The sequence below is a fragment of the Terriglobus roseus DSM 18391 genome, from assembly GCF_000265425.1.
Lineage (GTDB): Bacteria > Acidobacteriota > Terriglobia > Terriglobales > Acidobacteriaceae > Terriglobus > Terriglobus roseus.
The window spans coordinates 1,389,408-1,410,197 of the sequence record NC_018014.1 but is presented as its reverse complement, the minus strand read 5'-3'; the positions used below and the strand labels follow the sequence as shown (position 1 = coordinate 1,410,197).

Annotated in this window: 13 protein-coding genes; 8 read left to right on the top strand and 5 right to left on the bottom strand. The window is 60.8% G+C overall.

Annotation, left to right across the window (positions count from 1 at the left end; translation table 11 throughout):
* Positions 1-23: 23 nt before the first annotated feature.
* Positions 24-1,259, top strand: coding sequence for a hypothetical protein (locus TERRO_RS21885; RefSeq protein WP_157178267.1), 1,236 nt, complete (start codon positions 24-26; stop codon positions 1,257-1,259).
* Positions 1,260-1,348: 89 nt separating this feature from the next.
* Here TERRO_RS21885 and TERRO_RS05965 read toward each other — a convergent pair whose 3' ends face one another.
* Positions 1,349-3,604 (bottom strand): Tex family protein, encoded by a 2,256-nt coding sequence (locus TERRO_RS05965; protein WP_014785095.1) that lies wholly within the window; start codon positions 3,602-3,604, stop codon positions 1,349-1,351.
* 71 nt (positions 3,605-3,675) lie between these two features.
* Entirely contained in the window at positions 3,676-5,346 is a 1,671-nt protein-coding gene (locus TERRO_RS05960) for a uroporphyrinogen-III synthase (RefSeq protein ID WP_014785094.1), read from the bottom strand.
* A 426-nt stretch (positions 5,347-5,772) separates the two neighbouring features.
* Here TERRO_RS05960 and TERRO_RS05955 point away from each other — a divergent pair, with 426 nt between their 5' ends.
* The 6 genes from TERRO_RS05955 to TERRO_RS05930 all read left to right on the top strand — a co-directional run bounded on the left by TERRO_RS05955 (position 5,773) and on the right by TERRO_RS05930 (position 16,259).
* Positions 5,773-7,572, top strand: a complete 1,800-nt coding sequence (locus TERRO_RS05955) for a NirA family protein (protein WP_014785093.1) — start codon at positions 5,773-5,775, stop codon at positions 7,570-7,572.
* The gene (locus tag TERRO_RS05950) at positions 7,569-9,326 is read left to right on the top strand and encodes a sulfite reductase subunit alpha (protein ID WP_014785092.1); all 1,758 of its coding nucleotides are present in this window, start codon (positions 7,569-7,571) and stop codon (positions 9,324-9,326) included. Before TERRO_RS05955 ends, TERRO_RS05950 begins: the two co-directional genes overlap by 4 nt.
* A 27-nt stretch (positions 9,327-9,353) precedes the next feature.
* Entirely contained in the window at positions 9,354-10,958 is a 1,605-nt protein-coding gene (locus TERRO_RS05945; protein WP_014785091.1) for a DmsC/YnfH family molybdoenzyme membrane anchor subunit, read from the top strand.
* Positions 10,955-13,171: a molybdopterin oxidoreductase family protein gene (locus TERRO_RS05940; protein ID WP_014785090.1), complete on the top strand. Its 2,217-nt coding sequence runs from the start codon at positions 10,955-10,957 to the stop codon at positions 13,169-13,171. Before TERRO_RS05945 ends, TERRO_RS05940 begins: the two co-directional genes overlap by 4 nt.
* Before the next feature lie 151 nt (positions 13,172-13,322).
* Positions 13,323-14,588: a nitrate/nitrite transporter gene (locus TERRO_RS05935; RefSeq protein WP_014785089.1), complete on the top strand. Its 1,266-nt coding sequence runs from the start codon at positions 13,323-13,325 to the stop codon at positions 14,586-14,588.
* 147 nt (positions 14,589-14,735) lie between these two features.
* On the top strand, positions 14,736-16,259 hold the full coding sequence (locus TERRO_RS05930) for an alginate export family protein (RefSeq protein WP_014785088.1): 1,524 nt from the start codon (positions 14,736-14,738) through the stop codon (positions 16,257-16,259).
* Positions 16,260-16,266: 7 nt separating this feature from the next.
* Here the strand turns inward: TERRO_RS05930 and TERRO_RS05925 are convergent, their stop codons facing one another.
* The gene (locus TERRO_RS05925) at positions 16,267-17,097 is read right to left on the bottom strand and encodes an AraC family transcriptional regulator (protein ID WP_014785087.1); all 831 of its coding nucleotides are present in this window, start codon (positions 17,095-17,097) and stop codon (positions 16,267-16,269) included.
* Positions 17,098-17,185: 88 nt separating this feature from the next.
* On the opposite strand from TERRO_RS05925, the gene TERRO_RS05920 reads away from it, so the two are divergent.
* Positions 17,186-18,436, top strand: a complete 1,251-nt coding sequence (locus TERRO_RS05920) for an MFS transporter (protein WP_014785086.1) — start codon at positions 17,186-17,188, stop codon at positions 18,434-18,436.
* Positions 18,437-18,464: 28 nt separating this feature from the next.
* Here TERRO_RS05920 and TERRO_RS05915 read toward each other — a convergent pair whose 3' ends face one another.
* Together TERRO_RS05915 and TERRO_RS05910 are read right to left on the bottom strand one after the other, a co-directional pair.
* Positions 18,465-19,415, bottom strand: a complete 951-nt coding sequence (locus tag TERRO_RS05915; RefSeq protein ID WP_014785085.1) for a rhodanese-like domain-containing protein — start codon at positions 19,413-19,415, stop codon at positions 18,465-18,467.
* Between the two features lie 265 nt (positions 19,416-19,680).
* Positions 19,681-20,736, bottom strand: a complete 1,056-nt coding sequence (locus tag TERRO_RS05910; RefSeq protein ID WP_014785084.1) for an alpha/beta hydrolase — start codon at positions 20,734-20,736, stop codon at positions 19,681-19,683.
* Positions 20,737-20,790 lie beyond the last annotated feature (54 nt).

The window sequence follows — 20,790 nt, the reverse complement described above, 5'->3', positions numbered from 1 at the left end:
CATTGGCTATGATGGTGCCGCCAATGGTCATACAGAAGACAGATCGCGAACGGTGGGCTCCGCAGACGGAAGCTGACCATACGTTCGTATGGGCGGAGCTGGAGGGTGTTCTGCACAGCCCGCAGTTCTCGAACAGCAAGCGGTACCCCGCATTCCTGCGGTACGTGGTTGCGCAGACGCTGGACGGCAACGGTCCCCAGATCAAGGAACGGACGATCGGGATCGAGGTCTTCGGCCGGTCGACCGACTACGACACCAACAACGACACCGTCGTGCGCTACACCGCGGGCGAGGTGCGCAAGCGCCTGGCGATCTACTATCACGACCACGAAGACGCTGCGCTGGAGATCACGATTCCGCAGGGGTCGTATGTGCCGGACTTTCAACGCGTTGTGAAGCCAGTAGACGCTGCTGAAACGGCCGTGACACCGACGTTTGACACCCCGGTCGCAGCGTACGCGTTGCCTGTGCCCGCTGCCCTGCCGCCTGCGGCCCAAGTCAACCAGTGGCGGTCGCTTCCCCTGGTGGTCCTGGTGACGGTGGTCGCGCTGGGACTGGCACTAGCCTTCGTCAACCATCGCGTTCAAGCTGCGCGGACCACCGCGGTTGACCGCTTCTGGTCCCCTGTCCTGCACGATCGCGGCACACCGCTACTAGTACCGGGTGTGGTGGTCTATTCGCCTAACCCGTACTCCGGTACAGAGACGGCGGGCAAAGGGGCCGAATACCCATTCGTTTCGATGCAGGCGGCAGCCGCTACTGCGCGGATGAGCGGATTGCTGCAGAAGAACGGCAGCGAGTACGAGTTGCAGCCGGCGAATACGACAACCCTAAGCGACCTGCGCGACCGATCCGTCATTCTGATCGGTGCCTATAGCAATGGCTGGACCAGGCGCCTGCTGCAGGACACACGCTATCGCCTGGACGGGCCGAGCACACCGGCTATCCGGAGTGCGTCGGATCCGAGGCAGCATTGGGAGCGCGACCACAACCTGCCCTACTCGGCGTCCGACGATTACGCGGTCTTTGGCCGCTTTCGCGACAAGACGACGGGCAGCCTGATCGTGGTGGTGGCGGGCCTGGGACGGAACGGCACCGAGGCCGCCGCGGAGTTCCTGACGGATCCGCACTACATGGCTGAGTTGGAAGAGCGGCTGGGAAAGCCGATTGGCGAAGAGAACATGGAAGCTGTTTTAAAGATCAGCGTGGTGGATGGAAAGACAGGCGCACCGGCGCTACAGGCTGTGACCGTCTGGTAGCACGGCTCGTCAGAAAACCGCACCGCTCTGTTACAGAGAGCAACGGCACGCACCAGTTCCCTGGCGCGTGCCGTTTCTTCGTTGCGGGATTAGCGTGTGCGCCATTTGGATGAGAGAGCCGCGAGCTGATCGCTGACCGGGATCGCTTTCGTCTCTTTCACCGGACGGTTCTTGACGGTTGGAGTGGATGGAGCCTGCAGCGCCTTGATGGAGAGGGCGATGCGCTTGGTCTTGATGTCTGCGGAGAGAACCTTGACCTTGACGATCTGGCCGGCCTTGAGGACCTCGGAGGCGTCTTTGATGAAGCGGTTCGAGATCTCGGAGATATGGACGAGGCCGTCCTGGTGGACACCTACGTCGACGAAGGCGCCGAACTTGGTGACGTTGCTGACGACGCCTTCGAGCACCATGCCGGGGACGACGTCGGCGAGGTCGCGCACGGCTTCATTGAAAGTGGGAGCGACGAAGGTGTCGCGTGGATCGCGGCCCGGCTTCTTAAGCTCTTCGACGATGTCGTTCCAGGTGAAGGTGCCTGCAGCGAAGCTGCTCTGCTTGACGCCCGAGAGGAGATGCGGCGCCCGGATGAGGTCTGAGACGGGCGCGGAGAGGGACTTTGCGATCTCTTCGACGAGGCCGTAGGACTCCGGATGGACGGCGGTGTTGTCGAGCGGCTGATCGCCGTCGCGAACACGCAGAAAGCCTGCGGCCTGTTCGAAGGTCTTGGGGCCGATGCCCGGAACCTCATGCAGTTGCGAGCGTGAACGGAACTGGCCGCGCTCGTCGCGGAAGCTGACGATGTTGAGTGCGACGCGTTCAGTGACGCCGGAGACGTAGCGCAGCAGCGTCCATGAGGCCGTATTGAGATCGACGCCGACGCGGTTCACGCAGCTTTCGATGGCGGCTTCAAGGGATTGCTGGAGCTGTCGCTGATCGACGTCGTGTTGATACTGTCCGACGCCGATGGACTTGGGGTCGACCTTCACGAGTTCGGCGAGAGGATCCTGCAGGCGGCGTGCGATGGAGATGGCGCCTCGGACGGTGAGGTCGAGGTTTGGGAACTCCTGCCGTGCGACGTCGGAGGCAGAGTAGACGCTGGCGCCGGCTTCAGAGACGGTGACGCGGAAGATGTTGGCGAGACCTTTCTCTTTGAGGAAGTCGCGGAGAAAGGCGTCGGTTTCGCGCGAGGCGGTGCCGTTGCCGATGGCGATGGCGCGGATGTTGTGCTTTGCGATGAGCGCCGCGAGTTTGTCGGTGGCTTCCTTGGTGCGGCCGGTGTGCGGGTAGATGACATCGTCGGCGAGGAACTTGCCGGTTTCGTTGACGACGGCCAGCTTGCAACCTGTTCGCAGACCGGGATCGACGCCGAGGACACCGATGGGACCGGCGGGTGCGGCGAGGAGGAGGTTCTCAAGGTTGTCGCGGAAGACGTCGATGGCCGCTGCGTCGGAGCGGCGCTTGAGTTCGATGCGGATCTCAACCTGGATCGAGGAGTTGAGCAGACGCTTCCAGCAGTCTTCAACGGCCTGGTTGAGGTGGGGCGTCCAGTCTCCGTCGGCCTTGTGGATGCGCGAGCGCATGAGGCCGAGGACACGCGGCTCCTCGAGCTCGATCATCCAGTAAAGGACGTTTTCGGATTCGCCGCGACGGACGGCGAGCATGCGGTGGGACGGAATCGTCTTCACGGGCTCGCGGTAGTCGTAGTACATCTTGAACTTTTCCTGCTCATCGACGGCGTCGAAGGACTTACGGCTGATGATGAAGCCCTCTTCAAACATGAGGTGGCGCGTGGCCTTGCGCACCTCAGCGTCTTCGCTGATGCGTTCTGCGACGATGTGGCGCGCGCCTTCGAGCGCATCTTCGATGGTGGCGACTTCCTTAACCGGGTCGACGAGCGATTGTGCCAGAGCGATGAGATCGAGAGCGGCGGGCGACTGGTTCCAAAGGTAGTCGGCGAGTGGCTCAAGTCCTTTCTCGCGGGCGATGGTGGCCTTGGTGCGGCGCTTGGGCTTATAGGGCAGGTAGAGATCTTCGAGTTCGCTGCGATCCATGGTGGCGAGGATGCGCGCCTTAAGGTCGTCGGTCAGCTTACCCTGCTCCGTGATGGAGGCGAGGATGGTCTCGCGCCGTTGCAGGAGTTCGCGGAAGTAGTCGACCTTCTCTGCGATATCGCGGATCTGCACTTCATCGAGGTTGCCTGTGGCTTCCTTGCGGTAGCGGGCGATGAACGGAACCGTGGAGCCCTCGTCCGAGAGCGCGATGACGGCGCGGATGCCCGGCAGAGGGAGATTCAGGAGTTGCGCGATGTGGAGGAGGTAGGGTGCGTCGAGAGAAATGGGAACTGACATGCTTGTTGCAGTCTAAACACCCGGCGAAAGGAAATCGTGTCCAGCGGATGAGGGCTCGATCGTCTAGAATCCTAGGCCCTGGACTCACTCATCGTTGGCTTCTGCCTGAGTTTTTCTGAGAGCAGGATGGCCTCCGCGATGTCTCGCATGGAGCGCCTGCGCTGTCGGCTCTCTTTCTGCATGGTGAGGTAGGCCTCTTCTTCCGTGATGCCGAGTTCGGCCTGCAACAGGCCCTTGGCGCGGTCGATTACCTTGCGACTTTCAAGCCGCTGGGAGAGGTCAAGATTTTCCGTTTCGAGGCGGGCGCGTTCAATCTCTGCACCGACAAGTATGCCGAGCGTTGCGAGCAGGCGGCGCTGCAGGTCGCTGTGGAAGTAGGGGTCGCGATGCTGCACGTTGATGACGCCGATGACGCGATTGGCGCAGACGAGCGGCGTGCTGAGCATGGCCTCAAAGCGGTCTTCCGGAAGCAGTGCGAAGAAGCTGAAGCGCGGGTCTTCTGATGCGGCCTTGGGGATGGCGACGGATTCGCGGTGCTTGGCGACCCAGCCGGTGATGCCTTCGCCGACGGGTACGTTGAGTGTGTCGACCTGGTCGGCGTGCGGATTTTTGCTGGCGCGCAGGATGAGCTGCTCGCCTTCCACGGTGTAGACGAAGCAGGAGTCGCAGGGGATGACGGCGCAGGCGAACTTTACGATGCGTTCGAGGACGAGGTGCAAGGGGTCGGCGAGGGCGATGCGGCTGCCGATCTCATGCAGGATGTCGAGCGGGGCGAGGCCGTCGGTGAAGCCGGCCATGGTCGCGGTCATGGCTGCGACCTGTTGCACGCCGGAGGCTGGTGTCTTGCGGGTGGCGGATGGCGGAGGGAGCGCGGCGCTTAGATCGTCCGGAGGCAAGGAGGCGCGCTTTGCCGCGAGCAGCTTACCCGCGTACTGCGCTGCTTCGTTGATCATGAAGCCCATCTTCGGCCGGGATGGTTCGAAGTCAGGTTTCACGCCGTACTGCTGCAGCTCTTCTGTTGTGGTGGGTCCGACGGAGACGACGACGGTAGAGGCGAGGGCGAGCCTGAGATCGTCCTGCATGCTGATTTCGTCGGCGACCTGGAAGAGGTGGATGACCTGCACGGCCGTCATGAAGAGAACGACATCGACGGAGCCGCGAACGATCTCGCGCACGACACTGCGCAGCGGCTCAAGATCTTCCGGCAGCGCCCATTGATAGACGGGGACTTTGGTGACGGAGTCGAATCGGTTGACGAGCTCCGAGAGCATCTCTGGATTGCTGGCGCCGTATTCCTGCACGGCGAGGCGCATGCCTGCGGCTCGGTCGCCGAGGGTGGTGTCGAGGACGGACATGACTTCATGCCAGGTCGCAGGTTCGGGTGCGAGGGCGGTGATCGGCACACGCAGTTCGATGAGTGCGGCCTGCGGCTTGACGCCGCGTGAGATGACGGTGAGGCCGCGCAATTTTTCGAGCAGGTTTTCGCGGGGGAACTCGGTTTCGAGGATGCGCATCATGGCGCGGACGCCGACACCGGTGAAGAAGATGATCGCGTCGAAGCGGTCGGCCAGCAGGTCGTGTCCGAATTGGAGGCATGCTGCGTTTGAGCTGAGTGGGACCTCGCGCATCGATGGCACGACGATGGGTTCGCCGTTGTAGGTCCGGATGAGCTTCTCGACTTCGCGCGCGCGCCGCGATTCCAGAGAGACGACTCGGAGGCTATCGAAGCTTGCATGCGGCATGTTGCTCTCCGGTCAGTTCAAAGGGACTTTGGCGAACGGGTATAGAACATCTGCCCGAAGCAGGGACGACGCTGCGGATGGGAAAGAAGACTAACCAGTTGGCGGACGATGATGTGTGTCCAGAATAGACGGCCTTGTGTTGAAGGCCAACTGCAACGGTGTCGTTGCGCGAAAAACTTTGGGAAAGGATTGCGTGGAAGTTCAAGTGGCCTTATGATCACGCTACCGATCCCACTTTCCCGCGATCTTTTGCGGAAAGCTGCCAGCCCCTGTCGCCTGGCCGGTATCCCTATCAGTCCAGCTCCATGATGAGCCTGAGTTTCGCGGTGTTTGCTGCGCTCGGTTCGTCATGCCTGCGCGACATCCTCTGCAAAACCAGGCTCGCTTTCGATTTGTGCACCAGCGATTGCCTTCAGAGGAAGACGTATGACAGACGCTCCATCCGACCTGACGACCGGCGACTTTACCGACGAACAGAAGCAGTACCTGCAGGGCTTCTTTGCGGGAGCGACCCAGCGTATGCCTTTTGTGGGACATACGGGCGCAGGCGCGCTGACGAACGATCCCACGCGGGCTGACAGCAACCTGGCTGTGGCAACCGCAGATGTTGAGCCCACGGTGTGGGGAACGCCGGTGAGCGACCTATGCGCGGAAGAGGTATGGAAGTACGAGCGCAATCCCCTGGACTGCTGGGATGATCTGCTGCGCCATGCTGCCATGGACAGTGTGCCGGATGCTGAGTTCCGCTATCGCTTCAAGAGCTTTGGTCTGTTCCACGTTGCGCCTGCGCAGGACAGCTTCATGTTGCGCATGCGTGTACCGGGCGGCGTTCTGACGAGTCACCAGATGCGCGGGCTGGCGAAGATGGCCGAGCAGTGGGGTTGCGGACGGATCGATCTGACGACGCGCGCGAATGTGCAGTTACGCGAGCTGCAGCCACGCAACATTGTGGATGTGCTGAATACGATTCAGAAGCTTGGCATGAGCTCACGCGGTTCGGGCGCGGACAATCTGCGTAACTTTACCGCGTCACCGATCTCAGGCTTTGACGCGCAGGAGTTGATCGATGTGCAGCCGTTTGCTGACGCGCTGCAGAACTACATGAGTAACTCGCGTGACATGTTTGGTCTGCCGCGCAAGTTCAACATTGCGTTCGATAACGGCGGCAGCATCTCCGTACTGGCAGACACGAACGACATCGGCTTTACCGCGGTTCGTGTGGCTTCGGGGCGGAGCGTCCCTGAGGGTGTGTATTTCCGTGTGTTGCTGTGTGGCATCACCGGGCACAAGCAGTTTGCCAGCGATTGCGGCCTGCTGCTGCTGCCGGATCAACTGGTGGCTGTGGCCGCGGCGATGGTTCGTGTGTTTGCCGAGCATGGCGATCGCACGGACCGCAAGAAGGCTCGGCTGAAGTATCTGATCGATCGATGGGGCGTTCCGAAGTTTCTCGAGGAAGTGCAGAAGAAGCTGGACTTCCCTGTCATCCATTGCGATGCGGCGGAGTGCGAGCCACGCGGACCGATCGATCGCGCGGGACATCTCGGCGCTCATGCGCAGTCACAGGATGGACTTCACTACATGGGAATTACGATTCCCGTTGGCTGGCTGCCAACGGAACAGGCGCGCGCGCTGGCGGATGTTGCGGATCGCTTTAGCACGGGCGAGCTGCGGCTGACGGTCTGGCAGAATCTGCTGATCCCGAATATTGCTGCTGCGGATCTGGAGGCAGCAAAAGCCGCTGTGCGCGAGGCCGGCCTGGAATACGAGGCGGGCCGTGTGCTGAGCGGCACGGTGGCATGCACTGGCAGCCGTGGTTGCCGCTTTGCGATGACGGACACCAAGGCGCATGCGCTGGAAATTGCGCGCACGCTCGACACAATGTTTCCGATCGACAGTCCTGTCAATCTGCATGTGACGGGCTGTCCCAACTCCTGCGCGCAGCATTACATCGGCGACATTGGCCTGATGGGCGTGAAGGTGAACGGCGGCGAGGGTTACCAGGTGAACCTGGGTGGTAGCGCCGATAACGATCAGGGCATGGCGCGGGAGCTGTTTCCGGCGATGCCCTATGCCGAAGTGATCCCAGCCTTGCAAGGCGTCTTTGCGATCTATCAGCAGAGGCACGAAGCGTCAGAAAGTTTTCTCGAGTTCACGCGCAGACATGCAGTCGAAGAGCTTCGCAGCATGTGCGGCCAACAAGTGCTGTCGCAGGGAGATGCGGCATGAGCGTACCTTTCCTTCCGGACAATGCACCATTCTCTACGGAGCAACGGGCATGGCTTAACGGATTTCTTGCGGGGTTGTTCTCTGCCGCGCCGACTGCGGCAGCGGCGGTTGATCCGCTGCAGCTTGCGGTGTACTTCGCCTCGCAGAGTGGTACCGCAGAGCGTCTTGCGAAGAAACTTGTGAAGGAATTGAAAGCTCAGGGACACGTTGCGGAGCTTGCCTCGCTGGCAAAGGTGACGCTGGCCGATGTGGCGGGGAAGCAGCATGCGCTATTCCTGGTGAGCACGTATGGCGAGGGCGATCCACCCGAATCGTCGATCAGCTTTCGTGATTCGCTCTTTGCGGACGGCGCACCAAAGCTTGACGCGATGCGGTATGCCGTCTTCGCGCTGGGAGACAGGCACTACGAACAGTTCTGCAAGTTTGGCGCGGATGTCGATGAACGTCTGCGCGCGCTTGGAGCGACGCGCTTGATGGCGCGCGTGGATGCGGATGTCGATGTGGACGTGCCGTTCGAACAGTGGAAGACGGCACTGCGTCCCCACCTGACACAGGCTCAGGTTCCGGGTGTTGTTGCATCTACGGCGCCGGTCGCGGTTGCGTGTGCTGCGGAGAGCGCACCAGCATCGCCGGGCCACTCGCGTGACAATCCTTTTCATGCAGAGATGCGTGAGCGGAAGCCGCTGACACGCGATGTCTCGAGCAAGATGACGATGCATCTGAGCTTCGGCCTTGCTGACTCAGACGTGCACTACCAGGCGGGCGATGCGTGCGGCGTGATTGCGCAAAACGACCCGGAGTTGGTGGAAGAGATCCTTACGCTGCTGCCGTTTGCGGCGGACACGAAGATTGAGGTTGCGAAGTCCGGTGTGACCACGGTTCGGGATGCGCTGCTGCATCATCTGCAACCGACGCGGTTGACCCGCAAGATTGTTCAGCACTTCGCCGCACGCACAGAGGCGAAGCCGCTGACCACGTTGTTGTTACCGGAAGAGGCTTCCCACCTGGACAGCTTCATGTGGGATCGTGGGCTGGTCGATCTGTTGCATGAGTATCCCGGATCGGTCTCGGAGCCGGCGGAGTTAGTGAGCATGCTGCCGCGGCTTTCGCCGAGGCTCTACAGCATTTCGTCGAGCCCGGCGGCGCATGGACGCGAGGTGCATTGCACGATCGCCGTGGTGCGCTACCGGTCGCACAATCGCGAACGCGGCGGCATTGCCAGCACCATGCTGAGTGACCGTGTTCGCGTGGGCGAGCGACTGCCGATCTACATCCAGCCGAATAAGAAGTTTCGTCTGCCTGCGTCGGACGTGCCGATGATCATGATCGGGCCTGGTACGGGCATCGCGCCCTTCCGTGCCTTTCTGCATGAGCGGCAGGCGTTGGGACATGGCGGGCGCAACTGGCTGTTCTTCGGCGAACGCAGCGCGCAGACGGATTTTCTGTACTGCGACGAACTGCACGGCCTGCGCGACAGCGGATACCTGACGCGCCTGGACACTGCTTTCTCGCGCGACCAGTCGCACAAGATCTATGTGCAGGACCGCATGAAGGAGAACGGCGCGGAACTGTGGCGGTGGCTGTGCGAAGGCGCGCAGATCTATGTGTGTGGCGATGCGAGCCGCATGGCCAAGGATGTGGATGCGTCGCTGCATGAGGTGATTGCGCGGCACGGCGGCATGAATGCTGAAGCCGCGGGCGACTATGTCTCACAACTGCACGACGACGGACGTTACCACCGCGACGTGTACTGATCCAGTCCGAATCGAAAGAGAGCCCCGATGGCATTACCGCTGCACGAACGCGCAATGGAGACCGACAGCACCGACCTGGTGCGGATGACGCTGCTGGAAGGCGGCGCGTCCCGTGCGCTAGTGGATGCACTGATCCCATCGCGGCCGCTGGAGGAGGGCGAGCAGTATCGCTTTCACTTCGATATGACGAAGTGCATCGGCTGCAGGTCATGCGAGGTTGCGTGCAACGAGCAGAACGGGAATCCCGCGGATATCAAGTGGCGTCGCGTGGGTGAGCTTGAGGGCGGTGTGTGGCCGGAGACGCAGCGCACCTATCTTTCGATGGGCTGCAACCACTGCGTGAGTGCCGATTGCGTCAAGGGCTGCCCTGTGGATGCGTATACGAAGGATCCACTGACGGGCATTGTGCTGCACTCCGCCGATGCATGCATTGGCTGCCAGTACTGTGTGTGGAATTGTCCTTACTCTGTGCCGCAGTTCAACCCGGAGCGCGGCGTGGTGGGCAAGTGCGACATGTGTCGTGGACGGCTGCTTGAGGGCCGCGAACCTGCCTGCGTGAATGCATGTCCTGAGAACGCGATCCAGATTGAGATCGTGAACAAGCTGGAGTGGAGCGAGAACTATGCTGCGGCGGAATCGCCTGGTATGCCGCCCGCGGGCACTACGATCTCGACGACGCGCATTACGCTGCCTGAAAACAATGTTGCGTGGCTGGAGCGTGTGGACAACGGTCATGTGGCGCTGGAGCATGCGCACCCTTCGCTGGTCGTGATGACGACGGCGATGCAGGCGACCTTCGGCACACTGACGGCGCTGGTGGTGGCGCATGGACTGGATGCGATCCACGTAACGCTGCTTGTGTTGTTGACCGCGTTCGCGCTGAATGTGTCCGTCTTTCACCTGGGACGACCTGCGTATGCGTGGCGCGCGATGAAGATGTGGCGGCGGTCCTGGCTTAGTCGCGAGGTGCTTTGCTTCAGCCTGTTCATGCTCTCCATCGTTGTATCTGCTGCGGCTTCGTGGGCATCCGCGTTGGGCGTGGTGTGGGCTGGGCCTGTCGTGCAGAGCGCGGCTGTTGCGGGCGTCGTCTTCGGCTTGATGGGGACACTCGCGAGTGCCTTCATTTACCTGGTGAAAGCGAGGCCTGCGTGGAATGTGGTTCACACGCCGTTGGACTTTCTGCTGTCCTCTGCGTTGATCGGTAGCGTTTTGCCTGCATTCCTGCAGCAGCCCGCGGATCTGTTGGGGGATGCATTGGGACGCTTCGGCGTGCATCTGCAACATGCTGCCCTGTCGGCGCATCCGCTGTTCGTCGTGGTGGTTGCTGCTCTGTGGGTTGTGAACTTGATCGCGCGTGTTCTGCGGCTGCGAGGCTCCGCGAATTTTGAATCACGCGCTTCTTACAACCTGCTGCGCGGTGAAGCTCTGTGGTGGAAGGTGGCGCTTGCGGTGGCTGCAGCGGTTGTGACGCCGCTGTTCTTTGCCGCACCACTTCCCTTTGCGGCGCTGTTGACTTCGATCACGGCCGTCGCCATGGGACGCTATCTCTTCTTTGTCTCCGTCGTTCCTCTGAACATGGGGCTGACGTTCGTGGGCGGCAAACAGGCTGCACACGCGGGAGCTGCCGCATGAATCTAACCGCACAGACAGGCACGTCAAAGAATGCTGAGTTCGGCGTCGTGACTCGGTTGAAGCGGCTACTTGGTATCGATACGAATCAGCAGAAGTACGCTTACGCGGAAGACCCGCGCTTCGGTTACATCTCAGAGTCACGCGTTGCCGACACGTGGACGCGCACCACCTGCGGTTACTGCTCTGTGGGCTGCGGGATGCTGATTGGCACGCGTGATGGAGAGCCGGTGGCAGCACGCGGCAATCCAGACCATCCTGTGAACCGCGGGAAGCTGTGTCCGAAGGGACTGAGCGAACACCAGGTGTTGCGTGCTCCTGGGCGCGCGACTACACCGATGCTTCGCCGTGGTGGACGAGGGACACCACTGGTGCCTGTCTCATGGGAGGAGGCGCTGGATGTCATGGTCTCGCGCATCGGCGCGTTGCAGGAAGCGCATGGAACCGACACGCTGGGCGTCATTGGCACAGGGCAATTGCTTACCGAGGAGTTCTACACGCTGGGCAAGCTGGTGCAGCTAGGCTTTCAGTCGCGCAACTACGACGGCAACACGACGCTGTGCATGGCAAGCGCTGTCTCGGGCTACAAGCTTAGCTTTGGCAGTGATGGGCCGCCGGGTGCGTATGCCGACCTGGAGACGGCGGATGTTGTCCTGCTGGTAGGTTCGAACATTGCGGACAATCATCCGATTCTTTGCAACCGCTTGCGATCCAATCCGGAGCAGGTGCTGATCGTTGCCGATCCGCGGGTGACCAAGACGGCGATGCTTGCGGATATCCACCTGCCGGTGAAGCCGCGGTCGGACATCGCGCTGCTGAATGGCATTGCGCACATTCTTCTACGCGACGGCATGATCGATCGCGACTATGTGGACGCACATACAGAGGGCTTCGACGACTTCGTATCGTTCGCTGCTGACTTCACACTGCAGCATGTAAGTGATGTGACGGGACTTAGCGTTGAGACCATCGAGCGTGTCGCGCATCTTTACGGCAATGCGAAGGCAGCCTTCATTGGTTGGACGATGGGTGTAAACCACTCGACGCAGGGATCTGTGACGGTGGCGGCGATCAACAATCTTGCGATGCTGACCGGCAACATCGGGCGGGCGGGCGCGTCGCCGTTCTCGATCACGGGCCAGTGCAATGCGATGGGCACGCGCGAGAGCGGCTTTGCATCGAGCCTGCCGGGATATCGCAAGTTCGACTCTGAGCACGATCGCGAGGAGTTGGCGGCTATCTGGGAAATTCCTGCGCATCGACTGCCGACTGCGCGTGGTCTTGCCTATCCAGACATCATCGAAGCCGCTGTTGCGAAACGTGTGACGGCGCTCTGGTTCATTGCGACGAATCCTGTTGTGAGCTTTCCAAACTTCAAGCTGCTGCAGCAGGCGTTGACGACTGCGGAGTTTGTGGTGGTGCAGGATGGTTTCTTTCCTACGCCCACGGCGGACTATGCCGACCTGGTGTTACCGGCGGCGATCTGGGGAGAGAAGGAAGGGACGTATACGAACAGCGAGCGACGCATCAGCAAGGTGAATGCGTTTGCCACGCCGCCGGGTGAGGCGCGCAGCGACTTCGACATCTTCCTGACGCTGGCCGAGAAGCTTGGCGTGAAGGATGTTCTGTATCCCGGATGGTCGACGACGCACGATGCGTGGCTTGAGTGGCAGAGGGTTTCTGCGGGGCGGATGTGCGACTACTCATCCTTCACGTGGCAGCAGATTGAAGAGAACGGTGGGATGCAGTGGGGCGGCGAACGCCTGTACGAGGACGGCATCTTTCCGCGTGAGAACGGCCGCGCGCTTTTTCATTGCGTTCCCTGCCTTCCATTTACAGAGCAGCCCGATTCGGATTTTGGGCTGATTCTGAATACGGGCCGCACCGTCGAGCATTGGCACACACGGACGAAGACCGGCGCGGTCCCAATCCTCAACAACATGATGCCGAATGCTTGGCTTGAGATGAATCCAGTGGATGCGGAGCGTCTGCAGTTTCGTCAGCACGATCGCGTCAACATCGTCTCTCGGCGCAGTTCCGTAACGAACGTGGAGCTGCGGATCACGGGCATCGTCGCGCCGGGGCAGGTCTTTATGCCCTTTCACTTTGCGGAGCAAAACAGCAACCAGGTGACGCTGGGCGCGTTTGATCCGATCAGTCGCGAACCCAACTTTAAACAGTGTGCTGTGCGTGTGGAGCGCTGCAGATACGCCTAACCCGCCATCGCAACACCCGTATCAAACCTGCCGCGACCACGTCCGCCGCGGCATTTTTTTAGAAGGCGCACCACGACGTCCGCCTCCTGACGCAGTGCCTGTTTCGCAATTCATTTTGAAAACATCCATCTCGTTCTCAGGAGTACTCGTCATGGCAAGCAAAAGCGCCTTTCTGAAGTCGGGGCATCCCGCCACGTTGTTCGCGTCGTTTCTTTACTTTGATTTCTCGTTTGCCGTGTGGGTACTGAACGGTGCGATGGGACCATTCATCACGGAGCAGTTCCACCTGTCACCTGCCGAGGTGGGCCTGATGGTCTCCATCCCGACGCTTGCCGGTGCGCTGATGCGCTTTCCGCTTGGTGTGCTGAGCCAGTACATCGGGCGCAAGAGTGCGGCGATTGTGGAGATGAGTGCCATCATCTTCGCGCTGCTCTTCGGTTTCTTCTATGTGCACACGTTCAACAACGTGCTGGCGATGGGTGTGCTGCTGGGCGTTGCAGGTGCCAGCTTTGGCGTTGCGCTTTCGCTTGGCTCCGGCTGGTTTCCGAAGGAGTACAAGGGACTGGCGATGGGCATTGCCGGTGCGGGCAACAGTGGCACGGCGCTGGCCGCCTTCTTCGCGCCGCGCCTGGCGAAGGCTTACGGCTGGCAACACGTCTATGGCATCGCTGCGTTGTGCATGTTGCTGCCGCTGTTCGTGATGATTCTCTTCGCGAAAGAGCCACCCGATACCGAGCATCAGACGTTGCGCCAGCACCTGAAGTGCCTGGTGGAGGCCGACGGTTGGTACTTCAATTTGGTGTACATCATCACGTTCGGTGGCTTCATCGGCCTGGCTACTTTTCTGCCGTCACTGTTTGTCTCGCAATTTCACATTGCGAAGACGCAGGCCGGTACGCTGACTATGCTGGCGACGCTGACGGGTTCGCTGACGCGTGTGGCTGGCGGCTGGTTTGCGGATAAGGTTGGCGGCATCACGACGCTCTCCGTCGTCTTCCTCTTCGCGATCGCTGGAATCTTCGGTCTGACGACATCACCGTCGCTCGGCGTCACCACCGCCCTCTTCATGCTGTGCTTTGCGGCGCTTGGTGCGGGCAATGGCGCCACCTTCCAGATGGTGCCGTTACGCTGGCCGGTGACGACCGCGATTGCCGGTGGCATGATTGGCGAGATCGGTGCGCTGGGCGGTTCGATCCTTCCGAACCTGCTCGGCCAGTCCAAGCAACACACCGGATCCTACGCTGCAGGCTTCGGAGTGTATGCGGTCTTTGCGTTGATCGTGCTGGTTGTACTGCTGACGGTTTCGCGTGAGTGGACACGGACGTGGGTTGGCAAGGGCGGTCGCGCTCTCACGGTAGCCGAGCCTACGTACTCGGAGCCGGTGATCAGCGCCGAGGGTCTCGTCACGCAGTCCTGACCACACTGCATCCCGACAGCACGCACGCAGGAAAGGGTCGCCCAAATTGGGAAGGCGGCCCTTTCGCGTGTCAGCACTTCCTTGCGTCATTTGATTGCACATTGCTGCGGTCAGAGACGACACTGTTTCAACTCCGCGAGGTCATGGATGAAGTCTCTTTCTGCATCGCTTTTCTTTCTGGCAGCGACGGCCAGCGCGGCAAACGCTCAGCAGGCAAAGCCCGCAGTTCCCGCAACCCCAACGACAGACACACGTCCCCAGACGCCGCTGCTGCCGGCAAACGCACCCAGCGGCAAACCCGTGATCTCGGTCATGCTGCGTGAGCGCGCCAATGCGACGCAGTGGTTCAGCGCGCTGCCCAATGCGGAACAGTATGGTCACGGTGATTCCCTGCTCCGGGTCGCCATCGCGCAACGCATCAAGCGCATCGACTGGCAGTTGGAGATGAGCAACAGCTCTGAGCTCTCACTGCCGACGGACGCAGTCTCGCCGGTTGCTGCACAGGGGCAACTGGGGCTGGGCGGTACGTACTATGCCTCGAACGCGAACAATAACTACCCTGCAGCCGTGTCCTTCAAGACCGGCTTCGTGCGCTACCACTTTCGCCACGACACGGGGCTGGTTCGGGTGGGCCGCTTTGAGTTCCTTGAGGGAGCGGAGACGACGCCAAAGAATGCTTCGCTGGCCTGGCTCCAGACGAATCGCATGGCACAGCGGCTGGTTGGCAACTTTGGCTTCAGTAACTCGCAAAGGTCCTTCGATGGCGTTGACATCAAAGTGGGGGGCGCCAACTGGGACCTGACCGCGATGGGTGGCCGCGCCGATCAGGGCGTGTTCAAGATGAGTGCGAATGAAGAACTGAATGTGGACCTGCAGTACCTGGCCTACACGCGCTATGCATCGAAGCAGCGCGTGCAGTTTCGGGCGTTTGGCATCGGCTACCACGATGGCCGGACCGGCCTGACCAAGACGGACAATCGCAGCGCCGCGGCACGCGCTCTCGACCATAAGAACATTCGCATCGGTACCTTTGGTGGCGATATGTTGGCAGCGGTTCCCGTCGGCAAGCAGACCGCTGATCTGCTGATCTGGGTTGCGGGACAGACGGGCTCGTGGGGATTGCTGGATCATCGCGCAGGTGCGATTGCGATTGAAGGCGGGATCCGTGCCGATACTCTTCCGACCAAGCCCTGGCTACGCGGTGGCTTTCTGCGCACGACGGGCGATAACAACAACACGGATGGCGTTCACAACACGTTCTTCCAGGTGCTGCCGACGCCGCGTAACTATGCGCGCGATCCCTTCTTCAACATGATGAACAGCAAAGACGAGTTCATCCAACTGATAGACAAGCCAAGTCCGCGGCTCGACATCCGCACGGATCTGCACTTCCTGCAACTGACAGCGCCGACCGACTTCTGGTACCAGGGTGGCGGCGCGTTTGACAACAAGGTGTTCGGTTACGTGGCACGGCCCGGCAATGGTCACGGCAGCTTCGCTTCCCTGTACGACATCAGCTTGGATTACGCCGTCACACGACAGGCGACGCTGACCGGATATTTCGCGCATGTCTTCGGGAAGACAGTCGTGCATACCATCTACCCGGTTCAAGGCGATTCGAACTTTGGGTACCTTGAGTTGCTCTACAAACTCTCGAAGCCGGTGCGATAGACCGGCTTTACTGCGCCGCGGCTTCGTGGTTTTGCCCGCGGAGTTCCTTGCCACCTGTCAGCAGGTATTCTCGCGGCGCGCTGCCAAGCACTCGTTTGAACAGTGTCGTGAACGCCGCGGGGTTCTGATAGCCGAGTTCCAGAGCTGTTCGGGTCACTGATGCTCCGGCTGCCAGTTTTGGCAGAGCCGCCAGGATGCAGGCCTGCTGCCGCCATGCCACAAAGCTGAGACCGGTCTCGCGGCGGAAGAGCCGTGTGAAGGTGCGGCGGCTGAGGTGTAACTGGCTCGACCAGTCATCAATCTCCTGCACGGCACTGGGACGCCGTAGGAACCGGCGGCAGAGATCGGCCAATGCCTTGTCAATCGGGAGCGGAAGGGACAGGGGCAGTTCGCGAAGCGTCTTTACTTCGTAGCCGATGAGCTGCATGAGCGCGCCGGAGCGGCCTTCGCGTTCGTAGAGTACCGGCAACGCGACGGCCTCATCGATGAGATTGCGCATTAGCGGAGAGATCCCGACGACCTGGCATCGGCTGGGCAGGTCAACGACCGCGCTGGGTTCGAAGTACAGGCTGTGCATCTCGACGACGCCCTGCATTCTTAATTCATGCTGCACGCCTGCGGGAATCCAAAGTCCACGCATCGCCGGTACCGCCCATGTGCCGTGTGCGGTGGTTGCCGTGACCACACCGGAGAGCGGGCAGAAGAGCTGGCCTCGCGGGTGAGTGTGGGGCCGAACATGATGGGCGGCCGGGTAGGTGCCGCCAAGCGCAAGGATCGGGCGATCCTTGTCCGCGAAGTATTTGTCGATGTTGAAACTGAAGCGGTGGCCCATTCGCATCGTTTTTTGTCCCGGCAGAGGTAGTGGGCCGCACAGGGAGATTGTATCGTCCGAGATGAGGCCATTTACGGCAAGGAAAGCAGGAACGATGCTCGCAGCAACTCCCCCACGCACTAAGACTTCCGCAATCTATCCCGTTCTCGGCGGCGCGAGCCTTGGTCACATGCTGAACGACATGTTGCAGTCTCTCTTCATCGCGTCGTATCCGATGTTCAAGGGGAACTTTCATCTGTCGTTTGGACAGATCGGCATTCTCACGCTGGTCTTCCAGATCACTGCTTCGCTTCTGCAGCCGCTGGTAGGTCTTTACACCGATCGCAGGCCGATGCCGTACTCGCTTGCCTTTGGTATGTCGATCTCAATGTGTGGCCTGCTGGCGCTGGCCTTCGCACCAAGCTTTGGCTTTCTGCTGCTGGGCGGGGCGATGCTTGGCATCGGATCTTCGATCTTTCATCCGGAATCATCGCGCTTGGCGCGTATGGCGTCTGGCGGCGCGCATGGCATGGCGCAATCCATCTTTCAGGTGGGCGGCAACTTCGGCGCATCACTGGGACCGCTCTTCGTTGCCTTTGTCGTCCTGCCGCACGGACAGCGGAGCCTGGCTTGGTTCTCACTGGCTGCGCTGCTTGGGATTGTGTTGCTGAGTGCCCTGGGCACTTGGTACAAGCGCCAGAATGCCAATGCACCGAAGAAGCATGCTGTCTCGACCAAGTCATCGCTCAGCCGCAAGCAGGTAGGTGGAGCTATCGGCGTGCTGATCCTGCTGACACTGTCGAAGTATTTCTATCTTGCGAGCATCACGAGTTACTACGTGTTCTACCTGATGCAGCACTTCCATGCGACACAGCGTAACGCGCAGCTCTGCCTCTTTGTGTTTCTAGGAGCGGTGGCTGTTGGCACCGTTGTGGGCGGCCCGGTTGGGGATCGCATCGGCCGGAAGAAGGTCATCTGGGTTTCGATCCTCGGCGTACTTCCGTTGACCCTGCTGTTGCCGTATGTCGCGTTGCCGGTGACGATCGGCCTCAGCGTTGTGATCGGACTTGTGATCGCGTCGGCGTTCTCTGCCATCCTGGTCTACGCGCAGGAGTTGCTGCCCGGGCGCGTAGGCATGGTGTCGGGCCTGTTCTTCGGCCTGGCGTTCGGTCTTGGCGGACTTGGCGCGGCCTTGCTTGGGAACCTTGCCGATCACACCAGCATCGACTTCGTCTACAAGGTCTGCTCGTTCCTGCCAGCGCTCGGTCTGCTGACCGGTTTTCTGCCGGATACGGGCAAGCACAATGTCGAGGGGAACGTAGATCCGCAGGTGGATGCACAGCAACCGCTGGCGGTGATTCAGTAAGAGCCTTCACCGCCGACGGCATACTGTCCTACTCGGGTGTGGTCGGAAGGCCTGCGGAGCGCCACGCTTTGAAGCCACCGACTACATCCGTGGCACGCCACAGGCCGAGGTCCTGCAGCGCCGCGGCTGCCAGGCTGGAGGTATACCCCTCGGAGCAGAAGACAATCACCTGCACGTCGTGATCGTTGGCGACCGGCAGACGTGCGCTGGACGACGGATCCAATCGCCACTCGAGTACGTTTCGCTCGATCACTAATGTGCCCGGAATGTTTCCTTCGACAGCGCGCTGCGCTGCGGGACGGATATCAACGAGGAGCGCGCCTTTCGCAACGGCCGACTCGAACGCTTCAGCCGGGGACAAGCGCCGGAGACGCGCGCGCGCCCTGGTGAGCACTTGGTCGATGCTCGAAGCATTCGTGATTGCAGTGGCCGGAGCGCTGGGCTCTGCCTGCGCATCGCTAAGACTCTTCGACCGTTCGGACGGATGGGTGCGCAGAACAAGTTGGCTCCCATCCAGTTCGTACTCGTTCATCTCGCTCAGTGGCGGCGAGTATGCGTGGATGCTGACGGCGGGACCAAGCGAGACGTTTCGGACATCGTGAGCGAAGTCAGAGCCAAACGTGCGTGATTGGCCTGGGGAGATCGATTGCGGTTCTTCGCCGGGACGATGCTCCTCAAGAACACCCGTCACGACGACGAAGGCTCCTGCAGATTCTCCATGGTCGTGGAAGCCGGTGGACTGACCGGGCATCCAGCTGATCGCCCACAGGTCGTAGTCAGCGCCGTGGTGCAGACGTTCATACCAACGGTGGTCGTTGCTTAATTGCACGCGGTGCAACCAGCCGTCTGTGGCCGCGAATTCCAGGGCGATCTGTGCGAGTTCCTCGGGCGTTCTCAATGCCGCGTTGGATGGAATATCTACTGGTGTCGATGTATGGATAGGATCGCTTACGGATACTGCCTCTGCTGCAAGTGGCATGCAATTCTCCAGAGCTGATCGTGAAGGACGACTCCAGGCGAGGAGCCGGGCAGTTCACGAAGCTGCGTGTGACCGACGGAGGATGCAGATGAGCTTTGAAGGACGCGTTCAGACAGCCATGTTGTGTCGCAGCTCACCCGAGAGGGGCTGGTTGCAACAACAACAATGGGACACGAGAAACGCCATCCGTTGACGCTACCATGGGGTAAAGACCTGGGTCAACGAGACGATCCTGGTGCGCTTGAGGTCCGCACCAGAAGTCTCATTATTGGCCGAGATGCTTGTCGAAGAACGCAGTGATCTCGCCGAAGGCCTCACGTGTCTCAGGCAAGCGGTCGTCACGAGAGTACTGCGCGTGCGACTGACCTTCGTAGACTTCGAGTTGCGCTTCAACGCCAGCCTGTCGCAGCTTGCGGTGGACTCGGACGGTGTTGCTCAACAACAGATCTCGCGTACCGGTCGTCAGGATGGCGGGTGGGAAGCCGTGCATATCGCCGTAGACCGGGGAGAGCAGCGGGTCTTTCAGATCGTGGCCGTGCGCGTAGACCTTCGTCGCGGCGTCGCAGAATCCGTCACGTGAGACCAGGACGTTGTCGACCATCTCGTTGGTGTAGAAGCTGTCGCCGGTTTTCGTTACGTCAGACATGGGCGTTCCCGGCGCGATCGCTGCGGGCATCTTCAATCCCAACTGTTTGGCTCGCAGCATCATCTCCAGGACAAGTGCACCGCCGGCCGAGGTACCAAAGACGGCCACGTTCTTTGGCTCGGATGTCTTCAACACCGACTTGTAGACGGTCATCGCATCGTCAAGCGCGCCCGGGAAATAAGCTTCCGGCGGCATGCGATAGTCCACCGAGATGACCTTGAAGTGTCCCAGGCCTGCCATCATGATGGCCTCTGGTGTGCCCGCTTCTCCGGGCGAGAGTTCATAGCAACCGCCATGCACGTGGAGAAGCAGCTTGTCGCGGTGCTCAGGCGAAATGACATCGGGGGTGACGACGAACACTCGCACACCATCGACGACTGAAGGCTTTACCGTGACGTGGAGGCGTTCGCGCATCGCCGGTAGCGTTTCGATGGTCTTGGCGGCCGCGATATTGGCGGCTTTCCGCCACTCTTCCCCGGTCTTCCAAAGGTCGTTCCAGCCGGGGCGGAGTGGCGCAGCGATGATCTCCTGCATGCCTACACTTACGTCGGTGGGAACGGGCAGGGATTTCGCCGGGACCTGAAGCGGAGCATGCGGCGCGCTGCCTGCCTGGGCGAAGCAATGGCTACCGGCCAGAGCGAACAAAGCAATTCCTACGATCCTGGCGGCGTTCATCCTGTTTCCCCTCTGCCGAGCGGAAACAGGATAGCAGTGGCCAACGTCTGGAAG

Bases quoted from the DNA above. Each gene is read 5' to 3' on its own strand.
- TERRO_RS05955 (WP_014785093.1), top strand. From the start codon at position 5,773: ATGACAGACGCTCCATCCGACCTGACGACCGGCGACTTTACCGACGAA.
- TERRO_RS05960 (WP_014785094.1), bottom strand. From the start codon at position 5,346: ATGCCGCATGCAAGCTTCGATAGCCTCCGAGTCGTCTCTCTGGAATCG.
- TERRO_RS05940 (WP_014785090.1), top strand. From the start codon at position 10,955: ATGAATCTAACCGCACAGACAGGCACGTCAAAGAATGCTGAGTTCGGC.
- TERRO_RS05920 (WP_014785086.1), top strand. From the start codon at position 17,186: ATGCTCGCAGCAACTCCCCCACGCACTAAGACTTCCGCAATCTATCCC.
- TERRO_RS05925 (WP_014785087.1), bottom strand. From the start codon at position 17,097: ATGCGAATGGGCCACCGCTTCAGTTTCAACATCGACAAATACTTCGCG.
- TERRO_RS21885 (WP_157178267.1), top strand. From the start codon at position 24: ATGGTCATACAGAAGACAGATCGCGAACGGTGGGCTCCGCAGACGGAA.
- TERRO_RS05910 (WP_014785084.1), bottom strand. From the start codon at position 20,736: ATGAACGCCGCCAGGATCGTAGGAATTGCTTTGTTCGCTCTGGCCGGT.
- TERRO_RS05950 (WP_014785092.1), top strand. From the start codon at position 7,569: ATGAGCGTACCTTTCCTTCCGGACAATGCACCATTCTCTACGGAGCAA.
- TERRO_RS05945 (WP_014785091.1), top strand. From the start codon at position 9,354: ATGGCATTACCGCTGCACGAACGCGCAATGGAGACCGACAGCACCGAC.
- TERRO_RS05965 (WP_014785095.1), bottom strand. From the start codon at position 3,604: ATGTCAGTTCCCATTTCTCTCGACGCACCCTACCTCCTCCACATCGCG.
- TERRO_RS05915 (WP_014785085.1), bottom strand. From the start codon at position 19,415: ATGCCACTTGCAGCAGAGGCAGTATCCGTAAGCGATCCTATCCATACA.
- TERRO_RS05935 (WP_014785089.1), top strand. From the start codon at position 13,323: ATGGCAAGCAAAAGCGCCTTTCTGAAGTCGGGGCATCCCGCCACGTTG.
- TERRO_RS05930 (WP_014785088.1), top strand. From the start codon at position 14,736: ATGAAGTCTCTTTCTGCATCGCTTTTCTTTCTGGCAGCGACGGCCAGC.